The organism is Pseudomonas sp. GW821-FHT09H03, from assembly GCF_059415945.1.
The window spans coordinates 356,477-378,414 of the sequence record NZ_JBWKOF010000002.1 but is presented as its reverse complement, the minus strand read 5'-3'; the positions used below and the strand labels follow the sequence as shown (position 1 = coordinate 378,414).

17 protein-coding genes are annotated in these 21,938 nt (G+C 60.6%); 9 read left to right on the top strand and 8 right to left on the bottom strand.

Translation table 11 applies throughout. The annotated features are described in order from the left end of the window. Nucleotides 1-88 precede the first annotated feature (88 nt). Nucleotides 89-538, bottom strand: a complete 450-nt coding sequence (cadR, locus tag AC07OG_RS04360; protein ID WP_060543988.1) for a Cd(II)/Pb(II)-responsive transcriptional regulator — start codon at nt 536-538, stop codon at nt 89-91. 84 nt (nt 539-622) lie between these two features. Between cadR and AC07OG_RS04355 the strand changes: the two genes are divergently transcribed. From AC07OG_RS04355 to mgrA, 9 genes are all read left to right on the top strand, one after another. After that, entirely contained in the window at nt 623-2,884 is a 2,262-nt protein-coding gene (locus AC07OG_RS04355; RefSeq protein WP_495066304.1) for a heavy metal translocating P-type ATPase, read from the top strand. A 16-nt stretch (nt 2,885-2,900) separates the two neighbouring features. Next, entirely contained in the window at nt 2,901-3,764 is an 864-nt protein-coding gene (locus AC07OG_RS04350; RefSeq protein WP_060543990.1) for a LysR family transcriptional regulator, read from the top strand. Between the two features lie 209 nt (nt 3,765-3,973). Beyond that, nucleotides 3,974-5,050, top strand: a complete 1,077-nt coding sequence (locus AC07OG_RS04345) for a putative 2-aminoethylphosphonate ABC transporter ATP-binding protein (protein ID WP_060543991.1) — start codon at nt 3,974-3,976, stop codon at nt 5,048-5,050. Next, nucleotides 5,050-6,774 (top strand): putative 2-aminoethylphosphonate ABC transporter permease subunit, encoded by a 1,725-nt coding sequence (locus tag AC07OG_RS04340; RefSeq protein ID WP_218424155.1) that lies wholly within the window; start codon nt 5,050-5,052, stop codon nt 6,772-6,774. The genes AC07OG_RS04345 and AC07OG_RS04340 overlap by 1 nt, the downstream gene beginning before the upstream one ends. Nucleotides 6,775-6,822: 48 nt before the next feature. Then, nucleotides 6,823-7,848: a putative 2-aminoethylphosphonate ABC transporter substrate-binding protein gene (locus AC07OG_RS04335; protein WP_060543993.1), complete on the top strand. Its 1,026-nt coding sequence runs from the start codon at nt 6,823-6,825 to the stop codon at nt 7,846-7,848. Nucleotides 7,849-7,992: 144 nt separating this feature from the next. Next, entirely contained in the window at nt 7,993-9,126 is a 1,134-nt protein-coding gene (locus AC07OG_RS04330) for a TIGR03364 family FAD-dependent oxidoreductase (protein WP_218424156.1), read from the top strand. After that, a complete protein-coding gene (locus AC07OG_RS04325) occupies nt 9,126-9,692 on the top strand; it encodes a phosphonate degradation HD-domain oxygenase (protein ID WP_060543995.1) in 567 nt (188 codons plus the stop codon). Before AC07OG_RS04330 ends, AC07OG_RS04325 begins: the two co-directional genes overlap by 1 nt. A gap of 290 nt (nt 9,693-9,982) precedes the next feature. Then, on the top strand, nt 9,983-11,944 hold the full coding sequence (gene betT / locus AC07OG_RS04320; RefSeq protein ID WP_162237417.1) for a choline transporter BetT: 1,962 nt from the start codon (nt 9,983-9,985) through the stop codon (nt 11,942-11,944). A gap of 317 nt (nt 11,945-12,261) precedes the next feature. Then, nucleotides 12,262-13,299, top strand: a complete 1,038-nt coding sequence (mgrA, locus tag AC07OG_RS04315; RefSeq protein WP_060543998.1) for an L-glyceraldehyde 3-phosphate reductase — start codon at nt 12,262-12,264, stop codon at nt 13,297-13,299. Between the two features lie 162 nt (nt 13,300-13,461). Here the strand turns inward: mgrA and tauD are convergent, their stop codons facing one another. The 7 genes from tauD to AC07OG_RS04280 all read right to left on the bottom strand — a co-directional run bounded on the left by tauD (nt 13,462) and on the right by AC07OG_RS04280 (nt 21,926). Next, the gene (gene tauD, locus AC07OG_RS04310; RefSeq protein ID WP_495066303.1) at nt 13,462-14,304 is read right to left on the bottom strand and encodes a taurine dioxygenase; all 843 of its coding nucleotides are present in this window, start codon (nt 14,302-14,304) and stop codon (nt 13,462-13,464) included. 130 nt (nt 14,305-14,434) lie between these two features. Continuing rightward, entirely contained in the window at nt 14,435-15,274 is an 840-nt protein-coding gene (gene tauC, locus AC07OG_RS04305; protein WP_060544000.1) for a taurine ABC transporter permease TauC, read from the bottom strand. Next, nucleotides 15,271-16,065 carry a taurine ABC transporter ATP-binding subunit gene (gene tauB / locus AC07OG_RS04300; RefSeq protein WP_495066302.1) on the bottom strand — a complete coding sequence of 265 codons (795 nt, stop codon included), beginning with the start codon at nt 16,063-16,065 and terminating at the stop codon, nt 15,271-15,273. Before tauB ends, tauC begins: the two co-directional genes overlap by 4 nt. Nucleotides 16,066-16,081: 16 nt before the next feature. Beyond that, entirely contained in the window at nt 16,082-17,059 is a 978-nt protein-coding gene (gene tauA / locus AC07OG_RS04295) for a taurine ABC transporter substrate-binding protein (RefSeq protein WP_218424159.1), read from the bottom strand. Between the two features lie 241 nt (nt 17,060-17,300). After that, on the bottom strand, nt 17,301-18,884 hold the full coding sequence (gene gshA, locus AC07OG_RS04290; RefSeq protein WP_060544003.1) for a glutamate--cysteine ligase: 1,584 nt from the start codon (nt 18,882-18,884) through the stop codon (nt 17,301-17,303). 334 nt (nt 18,885-19,218) lie between these two features. Then, nucleotides 19,219-19,602, bottom strand: coding sequence for a PaaI family thioesterase (locus AC07OG_RS04285; RefSeq protein WP_060544004.1), 384 nt, complete (start codon nt 19,600-19,602; stop codon nt 19,219-19,221). Then, the gene (locus AC07OG_RS04280) at nt 19,602-21,926 is read right to left on the bottom strand and encodes a Tex family protein (RefSeq protein ID WP_060544005.1); all 2,325 of its coding nucleotides are present in this window, start codon (nt 21,924-21,926) and stop codon (nt 19,602-19,604) included. The genes AC07OG_RS04285 and AC07OG_RS04280 overlap by 1 nt, the downstream gene beginning before the upstream one ends. Nucleotides 21,927-21,938 lie beyond the last annotated feature (12 nt).

Genomic DNA, 21,938 nt, shown 5'->3' with positions numbered 1-21,938 from the left:
CGAAAGCGGTCGGTTAGTCAACATCTCTATCGACTGACACGGCCTCTTCGCGAGCAAGCCCGCTCCCACATTTGGTTTTGCGCGGTTTTTAGTGGCCGTGACTGCGGCCGACATGGGAATGCTCCACCTCGGTTGCCACAACCGCGCCACTCACTTCCAGCTGCTGCAAAATCCCGCACTGATCGATATTCGGCCCTTCGCTGCAGCGTTGGCGCAGGTCGAGCAGTTGTGTCTGCAAGGCTAGCAAGCCGTCGATTCGAGCTTTCACATGGTGAATATGCTCGTCGATCAGCGCATTGACGCTCTCGCACTGATCCTGCGGGCTGTCGCGAAAGGCCAGCAGGCTGCGGATTTCTTCCAGGGTCATATCGAGGGTGCGGCAATTGCGGATGAAGGTCAGGCGCTCGGCGTGGGCCTGGGTATAAACCCGATAGTTGCCATCGCTACGGGCAGGCAGTGGCAACAGGCCTTCGCGCTCGTAATAGCGGATGGTTTCCACGGCACAATCGGTGAGTTTTGCCAGCTCTCCAATCTTCATCCTGAAAATCTCCAAATAGGTGCTTGACCCTATAGTGGCTACAGGGTCTTAACTAGGCAACAGGCACTCTTATGGACACGACCAATGAGCGATTCCCTGCACTCCCACAAATCCGGGGCTGATCACGATAACAGCCACAAGCTGCAAGCAGTGCAAACGCACGACCATGGCGGTCACGGCGACTCCTGCTGTTCATCCAAAATGACGGCGCCTGCTCAGGTCAAATTGAGCGAGACGCCAACGGTTGGGGCTCGACTGAGTAGTTTTCGCATTGAGGCGATGGACTGCCCAACGGAACAGACGCTGATTCAGGCCAAGCTAAGCAAACTGACCGGCGTGCAGCAGTTGGAGTTCAATCTGATCAATCGGGTGCTTGGGGTGACCCACGATTTGCCCGGCACCGAACCCATCGTCGAGGCGATCAAATCCCTCGGCATGCACGCCGAACCATTGGAAGAGGGTGTTGAAACACTCGCGCCGGCACCGGGTAAAAAGCCATGGTGGCCATTGGCGGTGTCCGGTGTCGGCGCATTGCTGGCCGAAGTGATTCATTTCACATCCGCCGCGCCAGACTGGGTAGTAGCGATCGTCGCGCTGGTTTCGATTCTCAGTGGCGGCCTTGGCACCTACAAAAAGGGCTGGATCGCGCTAAAAAACCTGAACCTGAATATCAATGCGCTGATGAGTATCGCCGTAACCGGCGCGATCCTGATTGGCCAGTGGCCGGAAGCGGCGATGGTCATGTTTCTGTTCACGGTGGCCGAGTTGATCGAGGCCAAATCCCTGGACCGTGCGCGCAATGCCATCAGTGGGCTGATGCAGATGACCCCGGAGCAGGCAACGGTGCTGCAGGCCGATGGCAGCTGGGTGGCCCGCGATGTAAAGACCATTGAGCTCGGGGCGCGGGTGCGGGTTCGTCCCGGCGAGCGCATCGGCCTGGACGGCGAGGTGATCGCGGGCAACTCGACGATTGATCAGGCGCCGATCACTGGCGAGAGCCTCCCGGTGGAGAAAACCATTGGCGACAAAGTGTTCGCCGGCACCATCAACCAGGCCGGTTCCCTGGAATATACGGTGACCGCTGCCGCCAACAATTCGACTCTGGCGCGCATCATTCATGCCGTCGAGCAGGCCCAGGGTGCCCGGGCGCCAACCCAGCGTTTCGTGGACAGCTTCTCGAAAATCTATACCCCCGCGGTGTTCATCCTGGCGCTGGCGGTTGCGGTGATCCCACCGCTGTTCATGGGCGCTCTGTGGTTCGACTGGATCTACCGGGCGCTGGTGTTGCTGGTGGTTGCCTGCCCATGTGCACTGGTGATTTCGACCCCGGTCACCATCGTCAGCGGTCTCGCAGCCGCTGCGCGCAAGGGTATTCTGGTGAAAGGCGGTGTGTACCTGGAGGGTGGTTACAAGCTCGACTACCTGGCTCTGGACAAGACCGGAACGATCACCCATGGCAAGCCGGTGCAGACCGATTACCTGTCACTCGACCCGACCGCCGACGAATTGGCCCCGGCCATTGCCGCCGCGCTGGCCGGACGTTCTGATCACCCGGTTTCGCTGGCGATCGCCAACGCGGCTGTGGATAAACAATTCACGCCGCTGATTGTGGATAACTTTGCCGCGCTGGGCGGGCGTGGCGTGCGTGGCGAGATCGATGGCCAGCTCTACCATCTGGGCAATCACCGTCTGGTGGAAGAGCTGGGGCTGTGCTCGCCGGTGCTGGAAGAAAAACTGTTCGCCCTGGAAAAACAGGGCAAGTCGGTAGTGTTGCTGCTCGACCAGTCCGGCCCGTTGGCACTGTTTGCCGTGGCCGATACGGTGAAGGAGTCCAGCCGCGAGGCGATCCGGCAATTGCATGAGCTGGGTATCAAGACCCTGATGCTCACCGGTGATAACGTCCACACCGCCCAGGCGATCGCTGCGCAAGTGGGCATTGACGAGGCCAGGGGCGACCTGTTGCCGGGCGACAAACTGCAGGCCATCGAGGCCCTGTACGCCAAGGGCCATCGGGTGGGTATGGTCGGTGACGGCATCAACGATGCCCCGGCATTGGCGCGATCGGAAATCGGTTTCGCCATGGCTGCAGCGGGCACCGATACAGCGATCGAAACCGCCGACGTCGCCTTGATGGACGATGATCTGCGCAAAATCCCCGGTTTTATTCGTTTGTCGCGGCAGAGCTCGAGCATCCTCAAACAAAACATTGCCTTGGCATTGATCATCAAAGCGATCTTTCTTGGGGTAACCTTCGCCGGGGTCGCTACCATGTGGATGGCGGTGTTCGCCGATATGGGCGTGAGCCTGTTGGTGGTGTTCAACGGCTTGCGCCTGCTGCGCAAATAGAAGAAGAGGGACAGGCGTGCTGAGTGCCGAGTTGAAGGCGTTTTACATGGTTGCCCGCCTGGGCAGTATTACCCAGGCGGCAAAGAAACTCGGCCTGAGCCAACCGACGGTGACGACGCAGATTCGCAATCTCGAAAGTCAGTACTCGGTTGAACTGTTCTACCGCGGCGGTCGCCGCCTCAGTGTCAGCGATGAAGGTGCCCGGCTGCTGCCGATGGTCAAGGTGCTGATGCAGCAGGAGGCCGACATTGAGTTTTTTCTGCGCAATTGCGGGCAGGTGCAGGGCACCTTGCGCATCGCGGCCACGGCGCCGTATTACATCCTCGACCTGGTGAAAACCTTTCGCGAGCGCCTGCCGCAGGTGGAAGTTTCGGTGGAAATCGGTAACTCCCAGCAGGTACTTGAAGCGTTGGAGGATTACCGTGTCGATGTCGCGGCTTCATCGCAGTTGTTGGAAGATGCGCGACTGGTTCGCCGGGTGCTTGGCAGCGACCCGCTGGTGCTGGCGGTGCATCGCAATCATCCGCTGGCGCTTCACGAGCATGTGCCGCTCAACGCGTTGGCCGGGCATACCCTGTTGATGCGCGAATCGGGCTCGACCACTCGGCGGCTGACTGAGGAGTTGCTGGCCAGCGCCGGGGTGAGTTTCGGGCCGTTGCTGGAGATCGGCAGTCGTGAATCTATCCGTGAAGCGGTGTTGCGCAACATCGGCATCAGCATCATCGCCCGCCAGGAAGTCCCCCATGATCCGCAACTGCGCGTGCTGACTATCGAAAATGCACCGCAGATTCCTGAATACCTGTACTGCCTCAAGGAGCGCAAAGGCGCGCGTTTGCCGGCGGCGTTTCTTGGGTTGGCGCAGGAAATGTCCCCGGCATAGGGCGTGCTGTGACTCTGCCGACCTCTTCGCGAGCAAGCCCGCTCCCACAGGGGAACGCGGTCAATTGTGGGAGCGAGCCTGCTCGCGATGGGGGCAGCCCGGGCAACCAAAATCCCTGAATACCACTATCGGCAGTTTTTGCCCTACTGCCACATGACGGACTCATTACATCCCTAGGATAGCCTTCATCCGCTAGATGAGGCCCGTACATGAACAGCTCGATCGCAACTGCCCTGACCAACCCTGGCGCGCCGATGAAGGTGCGCGGCGTGCAGAAACGCTTCGGCGCCTTCACCGCACTGGATAACGTTTCCCTCGACGTCGCGGCCGGTGAGCTGGTGTGTCTGCTCGGCCCGTCCGGCTGTGGCAAAACCACCTTGCTGCGCTGCATCGCCGGTCTCGAAAAACAAGACAGCGGCGAGTTGTACCTCGGCGATCGTGATGTTTCTCACCTGGCCCCCCAGGCCCGGGACTACGGGATCCTGTTTCAGTCCTATGCGCTGTTCCCCAACCTTACCGTTGAAGCGAACATTGCCTACGGCCTCGCCGGCAGTGGCCGCGATGAAGTTCGCCGTCGTGTCGGTCAGATGCTCGAACTGGTCGGCCTGACCGGCAGTGAGAAGAAGTACCCGGGCCAGTTGTCCGGCGGTCAACAACAGCGGGTGGCATTGGCCCGTGCCCTGGCGCCGGCACCGTCATTGTTGCTGCTGGACGAGCCAATGTCCGCCCTCGATGCGCGAGTGCGCGAGCATCTGTGCACGGAACTGCGCCAGCTGCAGCGCAGTCTCGGCATCACCACCCTGATGGTCACCCACAATCAGGACGAGGCCATGCTGATGGCGGACCGCATCGCCGTGATGAACAACGGCAAGGTCGAGCAGTACGCCACGCCACAGGAGATCTACAACCGCCCGGCCACGCCCTTTGTCGCGGAGTTCGTCGGTCAGGGCAACTGGCTGCCATTCCACAGCAGCAGCGACAGCCACGCGCAGGTCGGCGGGATGCACATGCGCCTGGCCGATGGCAGCGCCAGGACCGCGTCAGGCCGGTTGTTCTGCCGCCCCGAAGCGATCAACGTCAATCCGCTGGTGCATGAGGAAAACCTGTTCCCGGCCAAGGTTCGCGAAATCACCTTCCTGGGCAACCGTTGCCGCATGAGTTTCGAACTCGATCAACTGCCGGGCCATGCACTGCTGGCTGAACTGGCGCCTGAAGCCATGCCGCGTCTGGGGGCGCAGCAGATCATGGTCGCGTTGCCACCGCGCAGCCTGCAGGTGTTCGCCTGATGAGCGCGAACATGGCGCTGCCGCTGCCAGGTAAGCAGGTTCGGCAGATCTCCCATGCCGAGATCGGTGATCGTCTGTTCGTGGTCGGCGGCAAGGTGCTCCTGCTGGTGTTGCTGGGTTTCGCCGTGTTGATGCCGTTGCTGGCGATCTTCTGGCGCGGGTTCAGCGCCGAAGCCGGGCAGGGTGGGGGGTGGATCGCGGCGAGGGAGTTGGTGACCAGTGAGAACTTCCACTGGTTACTGGGCAATAGCCTGAAGGTTTCCCTCAGCGTGGCGGCTATTGTCGTACCGCTGGCATATCTGTTTGCCTACGCCTTGCAACGCACTTTGATCCCGGCGAAGGGTATCTGGCGTGGTATCTCGCTGCTGCCCTTGATGGCGCCATCGATGCTGCCGGGGATCGCGTTGGTTTATCTGTTCGGCAACCAGGGCATGTTGCGTGGCCTGCTCTCGGACAATATCTACGGCTTCTGGGGCATCGTGCTCGGCGAAGTCATCTACACCTTCCCACACGCCCTGATGATTCTTCTCTCTGCGTTATCCTTGGCGGATGCGCGGTTGTTCGATGCGGCCTCCAGCATGGGCGCCAGTCCGGCGAAAGCCTTCCGCAGCATCACCTGGCCGGCGACCCGCCAGGCAGTATTCGCTGCGTTCTGTCTGGTGTTCACCCTGACCATTACCGATTTCGGTGTGCCTGTGGTGGTCGGTGGCGATTATCAAGTCCTGGCGCTGGAAGCCTACAAGGCTGTGGTCGGCCAGCAGCAATTCGGTCGCGGTGCGTTGATCGGCATGGTGTTGCTGCTGCCTGCGCTGTTCAGCTTTGGCGTCGACGCCTGGTTGCGTCGACGTCATGGCGACTCCATGAGTGGTCGTGCCCAGGTGTTCCAGCCAGCACCGTCGAAGCTGCGCGACGGTTGCTACCTGGCCATCGTCCTGTTGATCTGCGCTGCACTGCTGCTGGTGTTCGGCATGGCGGTGTTCTCCTCGCTGGTGAAGTTCTGGCCGTACAACCTGTCGCTTTCGCTCAACCATTACCAGTTCAACGAAACCGCCGGTGGTGGCTGGCTGGCCTACAGCAACAGCTTGAAGATGGCACTGGGTACGGCGTTGATTGGCAGTCTGCTGATCTTCACCGGTGCGTACCTGATGGAAAAAACCAAGGGCCAGCGTGGACTGAACATGGCCCTGCGCATGCTCAGTTTCATCCCGATGGCGGTGCCGGGACTGGTGCTGGGGTTGGGTTACGTTTTCTTCTTCAACCTCACCGGCAATCCGTTGCACGTGCTCTACGGCACCATGACCCTGCTGATTGTCTGCACCATCGCGCACTACCTGACCACCGCACAAATGACTGCCACCACCGCGCTGCGTCAACTCGATGCGGAGTTCGAAGCCGCTGCGCTGTCGCTCAAGGCGCCACTGTACCGGCACTACCTGCGGGTCACCGTGCCGATCTGCCTGCCGGCTCTGCTGGACATCGTGCGTTATCTGTTCGTCTCGGCCATGACCACTGTCTCGGCGGCGATCTTCCTCTACAGCCCCGACACCATCCTCGCGGCGGTGGCGGTGCTGAACATGGACGACGCCGGCAACGTCGGCGGCGCGGCAGCGATGTCGACCCTGATTCTGTTCACCTCGGCGGGTGTGTCCCTGCTGCTGGCCTGGGCTTCGCGCGGCTTGCTGCGCCGCTCCCAGGCCTGGCGGCAGACCGCACCCGGTCATTGATTCTCTGCTCCTCAAAAAAACCCTTCAACTCAAAAACAGGAAAAGATCATGTTCAAGCCCCTGGCCCTGGCCGCTGCTGTCCTCACCGCTTTCAGCCTGAACGCCTTCGCAGCGAAAACCGAGTTGACGGTGTACACCGCCCTCGAAGCCGAACAACTTAAGACCTATAAAGCCGCCTTCGAGAAAACCAACCCGGACGTCGAAATCAAGTGGGTGCGTGATTCCACCGGGATCATCACCGCCAAGCTGCTGGCCGAAAAAGACCGCCCGCAAGCCGATGCCGTCTGGGGCCTGGCCGCTTCGAGCCTGGCGATCCTCGATCAGCAAGGCATGCTGCAAACCTATGCGCCGAAGGACCTGGGCAAGATTGGCGGCAACTACCGCGACGCCGCCAACCCGCCAGCCTGGGTCGGCATGGACGTCTGGGCCGCGACTATTTGCTTCAATACCGTTGAAGCCGAGAAGCAGGGCCTGACCAAGCCGGTGAGCTGGCAAGACCTGACCAAGCCTGAGTACAAAGGCAAGATCGTCATGCCGAACCCGGCTTCGTCCGGTACCGGTTTCCTTGACGTCAGCGCCTGGCTGCAAACCTTCGGCGAGAAGCAGGGCTGGCAGTACATGGACGAACTGCACCAGAACATCGGCCAGTACGTTCACTCCGGCTCCAAGCCCTGCAAGCTGGCGGCCGCCGGCGAATTCCCGATCGGTATTTCCTTCGAGTACCCGGCCGTTCAACTCAAGCGCCAGGGTGCGCCGCTGGACATCATCCTGCCGAAAGAGGGCTTGGGCTGGGAGATCGAAGCGACTGCCGTGATCAAGGGAACAGCTCACGAAGAAGCGGCGAAGAAACTGGCTGACTTCTCGGCAAGTCCCGAGGCGATGGAGTTGTACAAGGAAAACTTCGCTGTCCTTGCTCAGCCTGGTATCGCCAAGCCGCAGACCGAGTTGCCGGCTGACTATGAGCAGCGCCTGATCAAAAACGACTTTGCCTGGGCTTCGAAAAATCGCGACCAAATCCTGAGTGAATGGCGCAAGCGCTATGACGGCAAGTCCGAGAAAGTGGCGGCCAAGTAAATCTTCATCGGCTGAGATGGCCCCTTCGCGAGCAAGCCCGCTACCACAGTAGATCTCCAGTGGAAGGAGATCCGGGGGTCGCACCAGGCAAATGTGGGAGCGGGCTTGCCCGCAAAGGCGGTTTCGAATTCAGGACAAATCTTCATGACACAACACACCGACATGCTGATCGTCGGCGCCGGCATCCTGGGTTTATCCCACGCCTATGCCGCCGCCAAACGCGGTCTGAAAGTCACGGTTTTCGAGCGCAGCACTACGCCCTTGGGCGCCTCTGTGCGCAACTTCGGCCAGGCACTGGTCACCGGCCAGCCGCCGGGACCGATGCTGGAACTGGCCCGTGCCAGCCGTGAAATCTGGGGCCAATGGGCACAGCTCGCCGGCCTGCAACTCAAGCGCAACGGTTCATATCTGTTCGCTCGCAGCGAAGCCGAAGAACAACTGTTGGAGGCTTTCTGTGCCGGTCGAGCGGTGGAACACGGTTACAACGTGGACCTGCTGCGTGGCGCCGCCTTGCAGGATTTGTACAGCGGCCAGTTCCGTCATCATCGCGCCGCCTTGCACGGCATGGACGACCAGCAACTGTATTCCCGCGAAGCGATTCCGGCATTGATCGACTACCTGCGTCGCGAAATGGGTGTCGAGTTTCATTTTTCGACTTTGGTGCGTGACATCGAACCGGGCCGTCTGCACAGCACCGCCGGCACATTCCATGGCGGGCAAATCATTGTCTGTTCCGGCCACGATTATCAGACCTTGCTCGCCGAGCAGATCGCCGAGTTGAACCCGCAAATCTGCCGTCTGCAAATGCTTCGCGCCCGTCCACAAATCAACCTGAACCTGCAGCACGCCCTGCTTACGGGGTTGAGCTGCGTGCATTACGGGGCATTTGCCGATCTGCCGGAAGCTGCGGCAGTACAGGCTGAAATTCTGCGCGATGCAGCGCATTTGCATGAAAACGGCATTCACCTGCTGATCAGCCCGACGCCTTATGGCGAGTTGATCATCGGCGACTCCCACCATTACGCCAGTGATACTTCCCCATTCAATGCCGAGCAGGTCGATGACTGGATGATTGAGTTGGCCGAGCAAACGTTGGGCTGCAAGGTGCAAGTGGTTGAGCGCTGGCAGGGAGTCTATGGTTCACGGGGGCCGGGGCCTTTTTCGTTCTTGCGTCCGGCGCCAGGCGTGAGTGTGGCACTCATGCACACGGGCGTGGGCATGAGCGTCGGGCCGGCGATGGCCGAGCAAAACGTAGCCACTGTTTTGGGAGAAATCTGATGGAGCGCAGCGAGCAAGTGATTGCCGAAGTGTTCGGTTTGTACGAGCGCTTTGGCGACAGCGATTACATCGGTGAGCCGGTATCGCAGATCGAGCACATGTCCCAAGCCGCGCAACTGGCCATGGCCGAAGGCTACGATGATGAAGTGGTGTTGGCGGCATTTTTTCACGACATCGGGCATATTTGCGCCGAAAGCGCCGAGAACATGGGCGGCTTTGGCGTGGTCAGCCATGAGCGTCTGGGTGCCGATTACCTGCGCCGCGCAGGTTTCAGCGAACGCATGGCAAGACTGGTGGAGTATCACGTCCAGGCCAAGCGTTATTTGACGTTGAAAGAGCCTGGGTACTACCAGCGCTTGAGCGAAGCCAGTCGCCGCACCCTGGAATATCAGGGCGGGGTGATGACGGCGGTCGAGGCACAAGCTTTCGAGCAGGATCCTTTGTGTGCCGTGAGTTTGCGCATGCGTCAGTGGGATGAACTGGCCAAGGAAATGCGCGTGCCGGTCATTGATCTGCAGATCCTCAAGCAAAAGGCCGCTGGCCTGTTATCTCGTCAAGTGAGCTGAGTATCACAATGGGCGCAGCGCATTCGGTGCGCCCGGATTCTTCGTCGGATGCAACCTCATTTTGCATCCATGAGCTAGCGTAGTAGCAGTACCGCCGAGCCTTGAAATTAGTCCTTAGCCCCCTATCCATGTTTTACTTGAACGTTCATTCAAGTTAAACCGGTGGTTCGCCGCCCGCTCACAACAGGAGGCTTGCCTTTGCTGAGTCCGATTTTCACAGCCACGTTTCTACCCTTCGAGGTGCACCGTTCATGAGTGCATCCCCCACCCCTGCAAGCGGCCTGGTCCGCATGAATCCGCCGGTTTTCTACTTCGCGGCGAGTTTCATTCTGTTATTTGGCGTTGTGGTCATCGCCATGCCCGAACAGGCTGGAGCCTGGTTACTGGCGGCGCAAAACTGGGCGGCCAACACGGTCGGCTGGTATTACCTGCTGGCGATGACCCTGTATCTGGTCTTCGTGGTGGTCACCGCCTTGTCCGGCTACGGCAAGATCAAGCTCGGTGCCGACCACGACGAACCCGAGTTCAGTTATCTGTCGTGGGCCGGCATGCTGTTCGCCGCCGGTATCAGCATCACCCTGTTTTTCTTCTGTGTGTCCGAGCCGCTGACCCACATGCTCCAGCCGCCCCAAGGCGAAGCCGGTACGGCGGACGCGGCGCGCCAGGCGATGCAGATCCTGTTTCTGCACTGGGGCCTGCATGGCTGGGGTGTATTTGCCTTTGTCGGCATGGCGCTGGCCTACTTCGCCTACCGCCACAATCTGCCTCTGGCCCTGCGTTCGGCGCTGTATCCGCTGATCGGCAAGCGCATCAATGGCCCTATCGGTTATGCGGTGGATGGCTTTGGCATCATCGCCACGGTGTTCGGCCTCGGCGCCGACATGGGTTTTGGTGTGCTGCACCTCAACTCGGGCCTGGACTACCTGTTCGGCATCGCCCACACCCAGTGGATACAGGTCGGCCTGATCACGCTGATGATGGGCGCGGCGATTATCGTCGCGGTGTCAGGCGTCGATAAGGGCGTGCGGGTCATGTCCGACATCAACATGCTGCTGGCCTGCGCGCTGCTGCTGTTCGTGTTGTTCGCAGGTCCCACCCAGCACCTGCTCAATACCTTGATCCAGAACCTCGGCGATTACCTCGGCGCCTTGCCGATGAAGAGTTTCGACCTGTATGCGTATGACAAACCCAGCGACTGGCTGGGCGGCTGGACCGTGTTCTACTGGGCCTGGTGGATCGCCTGGTCGCCTTTCGTGGGCTTGTTCATCGCAAGGATTTCCCGTGGTCGGACCATCCGCGAGTTCGTCTTCGGCGTGTTGCTGATTCCACTCGGCTTCACCCTGGCGTGGATGTCGATTTTCGGTAACAGCGCCATCGACCAGGTACTCAACCACGGCATGAGCGCACTCGGCATGTCGGCCATCGACAACCCGTCGATGACCCTGTATCTGCTGCTCGAGACGTACCCGTGGAGTAAGACCGTGATCGCGGTCACGGTGTTTATCAGCTTCGTGTTCTTCGTGACGTCAGCCGATTCCGGCACCGTGGTGCTGTCGACGCTTTCCGCCAAGGGCGGCAGTCCTGATGAAGATGGACCGAAGTGGCTGCGGGTGTTCTGGGGCGCGATGACCGCACTGGTGACCAGTGCGTTGCTGTTTTCCGGCAGCATCGATGCGTTGAAGTCGGCGGTGGTGCTGACCTCTCTACCGTTCTCGCTGATTTTGCTGTTGATGATGTGGGGGCTGCACAAGGCCTTCTACCTGGAATCACAGAAGCAGATCGCACAGATGCATTCCCTGGCACCGGTCTCGGGATCCCGACGTGGCAAGGGCGGCTGGCGTCAGCGTCTGAGTCAGGCAGTGCACTTCCCCTCACGGGATGAGGTCTATCGCTTCCTGGATACGACGGTGCGCCCGGCGATTGAGGAAGTGTCTGCCGTGTTCATCGAAAAGGGTTTGCACGTAGCGACTCACCCGGACCCGACCAATGACAGCGTCAGCCTGGAAATCGGTCATGGCGATCAGCATCCGTTCGTTTATCAGGTGCAGATGCGCGGCTACTTCACGCCGTCCTTCGCCCGCGGCGGCATGGGCTCCAAGCAACTGAACAATCGCCGCTACTACCGGGCGGAGGTGCATTTGAGCGAGGGCAGTCAGGACTACGATCTGGTGGGCTACACCAAGGAACAGATCATCAACGATATCCTCGATCAGTACGAACGGCACATGCAGTTCCTGCATCTGGTGCGCTGACCAGAACGGTGACGCCGAGGCGCTTTCAGGTCTCGGCGCTGATCGGCAAAGGTGTCGCCCACTTGCGGCAGTTCAGTGCGCGAGCCCGGCCTGCCTGCGCAGATACGGTGAACAAGGAAGTCGCCATCGATGGCGCGGTCTCGGTGTTGGGTGCAGAGGTTTACGCGGGGGAGGTATTTGCGGACTCGTTTGAAAATAAAAAATGAAACGTTTCAGCAATTAGTCGAATTCAGGGTTTTCTGGCGTTTGTCCAAGCGTATGCTTGGCGACTGGCGAAGCAGTCGATACCAGATTCAAGACCGACAAGAGAGGATTCGATGACCTACACCGCTGCCGAAAACCGCTACGACTCCATCCCTTACCGCCGCGTGGGCCGCAGTGGGCTGGTGCTGCCGGCGCTGTCCCTGGGCCTGTGGCACAACTTCGGCGACAGCACGCCGATCGACACACAGCGCGCGCTGTTACGTACAGCGTTCGATCTGGGGATTAACCATTTTGACCTGGCCAACAACTATGGCCCGCCATATGGCAGTGCCGAGATCAATTTCGGCCGATTGCTGCGCGAAGATTTCAAGCAGTACCGCGACGAATTGATCATCTCCAGCAAGGCCGGTTGGGACATGTGGCCCGGGCCTTATGGGCAGGGCGGCGGGTCGCGCAAGTACGTGCTGGCCAGTCTCGACCAGAGCTTGCAACGCCTGGGCGTGGACTACGTGGACATCTTCTACTCCCACCGCTTCGATCCCGACACCCCGCTGGAGGAAACCGCCAGCGCACTGGCTACCGCGGTACAGCAGGGCAAGGCGTTGTATATCGGCATCTCGTCCTATTCCGGAGTCAAGACCCGTGAAATGGCGGCGCTGCTCAAAGAGTGGAAAGTGCCGTTGTTGATTCACCAACCGGCCTACAACCTGCTCAATCGCTGGGTGGAAAAGGACCTGCTGGATACGACCGACGAACTCGGCACAGGGGTGATTGCCTTTACCCCACTGGCTCAGGGTTTACTGACTGACAAGTACCTCAATGGCGTGCCGGCGGATGCGCGGGTCAACCGTCCGGGCGGTGGTTCGTTGCAGTCATCGCATTTGTCCGAGGCCAACATTGCCCAAGTGCGGGCACTCAACGAGATCGCCAGGCGTCGTGGCCAGAGCCTGGCACAACTGGCGCTGGCCTGGACGTTGCGCGATGCGCGGGTCACCTCGGCATTGATCGGTGCGAGCCGGCCGGAGCAGATTATCGAGAACGTCGGGGCGTTGAAGAATTTGAGCTTCAGTGCTGAGGAGCTGGCGGAGATTGACCGGTTTGCCCAGGAGGGCGGGATTAATCTGTGGGAGAAACCTTCGACAGCTGAGTAGGGGTTTGGCGCCAGATATTCTGGCGCCTGCGCTGGCCCCTTCGCGGGCAAGCCCGCTTCCACAGGTTTCTCGGGTGGACTCAGAGCTTGGTCAACACACGGCCACTGTGGGAGCGGGCTTGCCCGCGAAGGGGCCAGCGCAGGCACTACAAATTCCGCGGGCTCAGCGAAAGAAAGGCACATCCCCCAATACCGTCGCCCGCTGCATCACTCGCCGTGCCGGGCGGTAGTCATCCACCGCGTAATGCTGAGTCACGCGGTTATCCCAGAACGCGATGTCGTCCTGCTGCCAGCGCCAGCGAATGGTGAATTCCGGCCGAGTCGTATGGGCGAACAGGAACTTCAGGATCGCCTCACTCTCGGTTTCCGACAGCTCGTTGATCTTCGAGGTGAAGCCCTCGTTGATGAACAACGAACGGCGCCCGCTCACCGGATGCGTACGAATCACCGGGTGTGACAGTGGCGGATTCTTGCGCCGTGCCTCCTCCCACTGGCCCAGCGCTTCAGGTGTATTGCCATAGCGCTCCAACGGGAACGAGCGGGTGAAGTCGTGGGTGGCGGTCAGCCCTTCAAGCAAGGTTTTCATCGGTGCTGACAACGCCTCGTATGCAGCGATTCCGCTGGCCCACAGCGTATCGCCACCAAACTCCGGCAATAGCTTGGCGCTGAGCACCGCTCCCATGGCCGGCGTTGGCAGGAAGGTCACGTCGGTGTGCCAGATTGCGTTGTCGCGCACGTCGGTGACGGCGGTGTCGAGAATCAGAACTTCCGGCTGATCCGGCACGTTCGGGTAGATCGGGTGAATGTGCAGATCGCCGAAATACGAGGCGAAGCGTGCCTGCTGCTGCGGCGTGATTGGCTGGTCGCGCAAGAACAGCACCTGGTGCTTGAGCAGCGCCTGCTCGATGACATCGCGTTGTTCCAGGTTCAGCGGCTGGCTGATGTCGATGCCGCTGATCTGGGCGCCGAGGGCAGAACTCAAGGGGGTGATGGTCAGTTGACTCATGGTGATTCTCTTCAATTCGGCTCGCAGAGCTGTTTGTGGGAGCGGGCTTGCTCGCGAATGCGGTATGTCAGGCAACATTACTGTGATTGATACACCGCCTTCGCGAGCAAGCCCGCTCCCACATGATTCTTTAGTGGGCCTGGCCGTGCCATGGCACCAGTTTGCGTTGCAGGGCGCGCAGGCCCATTTCCATGGCGAAGGCGATCAGCGCAATCACCAGAATCCCCAGCACCACCACATCGGTGACCAGGAACTGTGCAGCGGACTGCACCATGAAGCCCAGGCCGCTGGTGGCAGCGATCAATTCGGCGGCGACCAGGGTCGACCAACCTACACCCAGACCAATGCGCACACCGGTCAAAATGTCCGGCAAGGCACTGGGCAGAATCACATGACGAATCAACTGCGCACGGGTCGCACCCAGCGACTGCGCAGCACGCAGTTTGGCCGGGTCAACGGTGCGCACGCCGGTTGCCGTGGCGATGGCTATCGGGGCGAAAATCGCTAGGTAGATCAGCAAGACTTTCGACAGCTCGCCGATGCCGCACCAGATCACAATCAGCGGCAGATAGGCCAGCGGTGGAATCGGGCGGTAGAACTCGATCAGCGGGTCGAGCACACCACGGGCGATACGGTTGGCACCGATGGCAATCCCCACCGGCACGGCCGTCAATACGGCAAAACCCAGGCCCAGGCCGATGCGGCTGAGGCTGGCGCCCAAGTGTTGCCACAAGGTCGAGTCCATGTAACCGCTGGTCGCCAGCAGCCAGCCTTTTTGCAGCACCGCGGACGGCGGCGGCAGGAACAGCGGCTCGATCAAGCCGCTGGCCGTCACGGCCCACCAGATGGCGAGCAAGGCGATCAGGGTCAGCACGCTGATCCAGCGCGTGCTGAGGCTGCGGCGTACCGGGATGACGGTGCCTGAGCTGCTCGGCTTGACCGTTGCAGCCGGAATCTCGTAACTGCTCATGCGCGCTCCTGCCGCTGGGCGGCGCTGCGTTGGGAGAACACTCTGGCGAGCACGTGTTCGCGGGTTTCGATAAAACGCGGGTCGGATTTGATGGCTCGGGCGGACTCACCGGCGGCGTACCGCTGACCGAAATCCAGACTCAGGCGTTCGACGATTTGCCCTGGGTTGGGTGCCAGGAGAATCAGGTCGGTGGCGAGAAAAACTGCCTCTTCGATGTCGTGGGTAATCAGGAATACTGGTTTGGCAGTGCGCCGCCAGACTTGCAGCAGCAGCTCTTGCATTTGTTCGCGGGTGAAGGCGTCGAGGGCGCCGAAGGGTTCATCCATGAGCAAGACTCGCGGGTCGGCAGCCAGTGCACGGGCGAGGCCGACGCGTTGCTTCTGGCCGCCCGAGAGTTGCCATATGCGGCGCTTTTCGAAGCCGGACAGGTCAACCAGCGAGAGCATTTCCCGGGCGCGGATTTCACGTTTGTCCGGGGTAACGCCGGCCAGTTCCAGGCCGAAACCGACGTTGGCCAACACATCCTGCCAGGGCAGCAGGGCGTCGTCCTGGAACACCACGCCGCGCTCGGCGCTCGGGCCCTTGATCGGTACACCATCGAGGGTAATGCGCCCGGCGCTGGGCTCGACGAAACCGGCAATCAGGTTCAACAGCGAGGTCTTGCCACTGCCGGACGGTCCGAGGGCGACCAGCAACTGCTGGGGCCCCAGACTCAGGGAAATATCCGCCAGCACCGGTTCCGCTGCACCGGGGTACCGTGCGCTGATGCGCTCCAGCTGTAGCAAAGCCATCGCAATAGACTCCCGATCAGTTGGTGATGAACTTGGCGTTGACGTACGGTGCGTAATCCGGCAGCACGGCCTCGACCTTGCCTTGTTCCTTGAGGAATACGGCGGTATCGGTGATGGCTTTGGTGGTGGGTGCGCCCAGGGTCGTGACCTGATCGGCCGCCAGCGGGTAGACGTTGCCTTGCAGCAACAGCGGAATGTCACTGGCCTTGGCGCCAGAGAGTTTTACCAGCTTGTCGACGTTGCTTTGGTCGGCCAGCCAGGCTTTCGGATCCTTGCGGTAGTCGGCATAGGCGTCCAGGGTGACTTTGGCGAACGCGGTGACGATCTCCGGATGCTTCTCGGCAAAGTCCTTGCGCACGATCCAGGCGTCGAAGGTTGGTGCGCCGAATTTGGCGAGCTCGCCTGAAGTGATCAGCACTTTGCCGTTTTCCTTGGCCACACCCAGCGCTGGGTCCCATACGTAAGTGGCATCAATGTCACCGCGTTTCCACGCGGCAATGATCGCCGGGGGGGCGAGGTTGAGAACCGTGACTTTCGATGGGTCGATGTTCCAGTGCTTGAGTGCCGCGAGCAGGCTGTAGTGGCCGGTGGAAACGAATGGCACGGCGATTTTCTTGCCGATCAGATCCTGGGGCGTCTTGATCCCGGAACCGTCGCGGGCGACCAGTGCTTCGGCGGCGCCGATTTGCGTGGCGATGAGGAAGGTTTCTACCGGAACTTTTCGGGTGATTGCTGCAGTCAGCGGGCTGGAACCGAGGTAGCCGATCTGTACATCACCGGAAGCAATGGCGGCGATGATGTCGGCACCATTATCGAATTTGCGCCAGCTGATATCGGCCTTGGTGGCCTTTTCGTAGGCGCCGTCGGCCTGGGCGACTTTCGCCGGGTCAACGGTGGTCTGGTAGGCGACGGTGACGTCGGCCGCCTGGGCAAACAGACTCGCGGCAGCCAAAGATGCGGCCGCCAGCAAGCGAAGGGGGAAATGCAGTTTCATTGGAAAGCTCCTTGTCAGGCGACCGAAGTGTCGGCGTGAAAAGGAGACTAAATGATCTAAGAATTCTAAAATAAATAACTTTTTCGAATTAGCTATAAGCTGAAAAATCTAAGGGTGAACAGGGATCGTTCTATCGCTGTGCATGGGGATGCAGCCGGTGACGCTGCGCGTCACCTGGACGCGGAGCGTCCCTTGAGTCATTCCCACGCAGAACGTGGGAACGATCCCTGTAAGGCGCTGATTAATTACTGATCGCCAGGATACTGGCCTGGTACGCCCCGACAAACACATCAAAATCGCCGACTTCGTTATTTTCCAGCTCATCCTGCTGAGCCAGTGACGAACGCGCCAGCGCTTCAAATTTCGCCTGTTCCTCGGCAGCCAAAGGCTCGCTGCGAAAGTACTCGGCGTGGACCTGGCTCTGGCGCAAGGAGAACTGGGCGAAGCTTTCCTTGTGCTCGGCCATTGCCGCCAATACTTGGGCGGAGGGCGTCAGGGACGGATCCTTGACCTTGGCCATTTGAGCATCCAGCGCCTTGCTGTGGGCGTCGCCGCCATGGCTCTGATCGAGCAGTGCCGCCAGCGGGGCAATGTTTTCCAGCAGTTGGCCGGCCCACTCTTTCAGGTCGACCGCTTGGCCGTCCCGCTGCAATTGCAGGCCTGGACGACGGCCTTCCTTGACCACACTGAGGAAGTTCGAGGTCGCGTTGGTGCAGTGGGTGTTGGTCAGCAGCGGGCTGTCATTGAGCGCGCAGTACAGCAGGAAGGCATCGAGGAAGCGTGATTCGGCCAGGTCGATACCCATCGGCAGGAACGGGTTGATGTCCAGGCAGCGCACTTCGACGTACTGGATGCCACGGGCCACCAGCGCCTGGATCGGCCGCTCGCCGGTGTAGGTCACGCGTTTGGGGCGGATGTTGGAGTAGTACTCGTTCTCGATCTGCAGGATGTTGGTATTGAGCTGTACCCACTCGCCATCCTTGTGGGTGCCGACTTCGACGTACGGTGCATACGGCGTAGCCACCGCCTTGCGCAGGCTGTCGGTGTAGCTGCTCAGATCGTTGTAGCACGGCGTCAGGCCGGCCTGGGCGTTGCTCTGGTAACCGAGGTCACTCATGCGCAGGCTGGTGGCGTACGGCAGGTACAGGGTCTCCGGGTCCAGTTGCTCCAGCTGGTGCGAGCGTCCGCGCAGGAAACCGGCGTCCAGCGCTGGTGAGGCTCCGAACAGGTACATCAGCAACCAGCTGTAACGACGGAAGTTGCGGATCAGCGCGATGTAGGACGACGACTGATAGTCGCGGTCGGTGCCGACAAATCCTTCGGCCTGCCTGATCAGCGGCCAGATTTTTTCCGGCAGGGAGAAATTGTAGTGAATCCCGGCAATGCACTGCATGGTCTTGCCGTAGCGCAGGGCCAGGCCCTTGCGGTACACGTACTTGAGCTGCCCGATATTGGAGGTGCCGTAATAGGCGATCGGGATGTCTTCCTCGGCCGGCAACGGGCACGGCATCGATGGGCTCCACAGGTACTCGTTGCCGAGCTTGCTGTAGGCAAAACGATGAATGCTGTCCAGGCTTGCCAGCGTATCGGCAGGATCGGGCAGAGCCGGGGTGATGAACTCCAGCAGCGACTCGGAATAGTCGGTGGTGATCTGTTCGTTGGTCAGCGCGGAACCCAATTCTTCCGGGTGAGGCGTTTGCGCCAGGCGACCTTCGCTGGTCACGCGCAGGCATTCACGTTCGATGCCGTGAAGGCACTGTTCGAGCAGAGAGAGGTTAGCGCGCTCGCCGAGCAGAGCCAGGCGGCGGTTGAGAAGTTCGCTCAAGTTGGATTCCTTCACGCGTCAGTCGCCCCAATATGGGGGTGGTCAAGACGGTCTACAAGGGTGAAGTTGAAACTGGCGTTTTCGCCTGGTTTTTCGAGCCGCACAGGCCGTATGCCGGTCAGTCAGAAACTACACGATCCCTGTGGGAGCGACCTGTGGCGAGGGGGCTTGCCGGAACGCCGCATCGCCCTGCTTGAGTGCGTAGCACTCACAAAATTCTGGACATTCAGAGATTTTGGGGCTGCTTCGCAGCCCAACGGGGGCAAGCCCCCTCGCCACAGGCGCTCCTACAGGATGTATGACGCTGAAATTAACTCAAATTGATAGCGACTAGCTACAGGACAGCGAACGTGCCTTGCGCTTTTGCGACCAGTTTGTCGCCTTGCATCACATCGGCCTCGACCACCAGCGTGCGCCGACCCGGATGAATCACCCGCGCCGTGCACATCACCTCACCGTCAGAAACAGCGCGGATGTAGTTGATCTTGCATTCGATGGTCGCGCTCTGCTGGTCGAAGCCATGGGTGCTGGAACAGGCCAGCCCCATGGCAATGTCCACCAAGCTGAACAAGGCCCCGCCGTGCAGCTTGCCGCCGCGATTGCGCAGCTCGGGTTCAAGCGCCAGGGCGACTTGGGCCACCCCGGTTTCCAGGCTGTGCAAGCGGCAACCCAGCAGCTTGAAAAACGCGCTCTGGGTCAGGCCGGCAGGGATCTCCATCAACGTTTCTTCAACTGCTTGGCATTGGCGAACAGCGAGGCCATGGCATTGTTGCTCGGTGCCGCAGCGGTGGTCTCCTTGCGTGGTGCGTTGTTCTGGGACTGGCGCGGAGCCGAACCCGGACGTGCACCGCGAGCGCCGTCGATTTTCTCGCCCGGGGTGTCGCTCATGCGCATCGACAGGCCCACGCGCTTGCGCGGGATGTCGACTTCCATGACCTTCACTTTCACCACGTCACCGGCCTTCACCGCTTCACGAGGATCCTTGATGAACTTCTCCGAAAGCGCAGAGATGTGTACCAAACCGTCCTGATGCACGCCGATGTCGACGAACGCGCCGAAATTGGTCACGTTGGTCACCACGCCTTCGAGGATCATGCCCAGCTCGAGGTCCTTGAGGTCTTCGACGCCTTCCTGGAATTCGGCGGTCTTGAACTCGGGACGCGGGTCGCGCCCGGGTTTCTCAAGTTCTTGCAGAATGTCGGTGACGGTTGGCAGGCCGAAGCTTTCATCGGTGTACTTCTTCGGGTCCAGGCGCTTGAGGAATGCGGCATCACCGATCAGCGAGCGGATGTCACGGTCGGTCTCGGCGGCGATGCGCTGCACCAGTGGATAGGCTTCCGGGTGAACTGCCGACGAGTCCAGCGGATTGTCGCCGTTCATCACGCGCAGGAAGCCGGCTGCCTGTTCGAAGGTTTTTTCACCCAAGCGCGCAACTTTCTTCAACGCGGCGCGGGTCTTGAATGCGCCGTGTTCATCGCGGTGGCTGACGATGTTCTGCGCCAGGGTCGCGTTGAGGCCGGAGATGCGGGCCAGCAGCGCCACCGAAGCGGTGTTCACGTCGACGCCCACGGCGTTTACGCAGTCCTCGACTACGGCATCCAGGCCGCGAGCCAGTTTCAGCTGCGATACGTCGTGCTGGTACTGACCGACACCAATGGATTTCGGATCGATTTTCACCAGCTCGGCCAGCGGGTCTTGCAGGCGACGGGCAATCGATACTGCCCCACGGATCGACACGTCGAGGTCCGGGAATTCTTTGGAAGCCAGTTCCGAGGCCGAGTAGACGGATGCGCCGGCCTCGGAGACCATGACTTTGGTCATTTTCATGGCTGGATATTTTTTGATCAGTTCAGCCGCGAGCTTGTCGGTTTCACGGCTGGCGGTGCCGTTACCAATGGCGATCAGGTCCACGGAGTGCTTGGCGCAAAGGGCGGCGAGCACGGCAAGGGTCTGGTCCCACTTGTTGTGCGGCACGTGCGGGTAGACCGTGGCGTGATCGAGCAGCTTGCCGGTGGAATCAACCACCGCCACCTTGCAGCCGGTACGCAGGCCCGGGTCGAGGCCCAGGGTAGCGCGCGGGCCGGCCGGGGCCGACAGCAGCAGGTCGTGCAGGTTGTGGGCGAACACATTGATCGCCTCGGTTTCGGCGCCGTCGCGCAGTTCGCCCAGCAGGTCGGTTTCCAGGTGAGTGTAGAGCTTGACCTTCCAGGTCCAGCGCACCACTTCGCCCAGCCATTTATCGGCGGCGCGGTTCTGGTTCTGGATGCCGAATTGCTGGCCGATCATGCCTTCGCACGGGTGCATGGTGCCTGGCAGTTCGTCACCGACCTTCAGCGCAGAGCTGAGAATGCCTTCGTTGCGGCCACGGAAAATTGCCAGGGCGCGGTGCGACGGCATGCTTTTGAGCGGTTCGTCGTGCTCGAAGTAGTCGCGGAACTTGGCGCCTTCCTCTTCCTTGCCGGCGATCACGCGGGCACTGAGGGTTGCCTCCTGCTTGAGGTAGTTGCGCAGCTTGTCCAGCAGACCTGCGTCTTCGGCAAAGCGCTCCATCAGGATGTATTTGGCGCCTTCGAGGGCGGCTTTCACATCGGCCACGCCTTTTTCGGCGTCGATGAAGCGGGCGGCTTCGGTTTCAGGAGTCAGGGACGGGTCATTGAACAGGCCATCAGCCAGCTCGCCGAGGCCGGCTTCCAGGGCGATCTGGCCCTTGGTGCGGCGCTTCTGCTTGTACGGCAGGTACAAGTCTTCGAGACGGGTCTTGGTGTCGGCGAGCTTGATATCGCGCTCAAGTTGCGGGGTCAGCTTGCCCTGCTCGGTGATGCTGGCAAGGATGCTGATGCGCCGTTCGTCGAGTTCTCGCAGGTAGCGCAGACGCTCTTCAAGGTGACGCAGTTGGGTGTCATCGAGACTGCCGGTCACTTCTTTCCGGTAACGGGCGATGAAAGGAACGGTAGAACCTTCATCGAGTAGCGCGACGGCCGCTTCGACCTGTTGTGGGCGTACACCGAGTTCCTCGGCGATGCGGCTGTTGATGCTGTCCATAAAACCACCTGA